The 394-nt window shown below is 65.0% G+C and carries 1 protein-coding gene; it reads right to left on the bottom strand.

Annotated features, from left to right (window positions below):
- Positions 1–34: 34 nt before the first annotated feature.
- Positions 35–394 (bottom strand): amidase family protein (locus tag A5906_RS45005; RefSeq protein WP_245326898.1); only part of this gene is annotated, 360 nt, incomplete at its 5' end.

Below are 394 nucleotides of genomic sequence, written 5' to 3'. Positions count from 1 at the left end.
GGCGGTCGAGGCGCAGTCGGCCGACAAAACTTAGCTATTGCCTTGCAGCCAAGGCCGGCGGCGAGACGAAGCCGCCGAACTCGCACTCGATCAGTCCGGCCAGCGCAATCGTCGTCCGATCCTCCAGATACGGCCCGATGATCTGGACGCCGATCGGCAGGCCTGACGGCGTACGCTCGATCGGAACGGCGGTCGCAGGCAATCCGCAGGTCGAAGCGGGGTCGGCCCAGATGAAGCAGGCATCGGAGTAGTTGTAGAGCTTGCCATCGATGTCGAGCTGCCGCGCGTCGAACGGCTCGGAATGGTCATGCGGAAAGGCCGGCACGGCGGCGACGGGGTAGATCACCACGTCGAACTCGCGGAAGAATTGCTGCCAGCGCTGCTGCAGCTGCAG

The organism is Bradyrhizobium sacchari (genome assembly GCF_002068095.1).
GTDB classification, from domain to species: Bacteria; Pseudomonadota; Alphaproteobacteria; order Rhizobiales; family Xanthobacteraceae; genus Bradyrhizobium; species Bradyrhizobium sacchari.
Note: the sequence above shows the minus strand (reverse complement) of the source record. Positions and strands in the feature narration are given on the sequence as shown.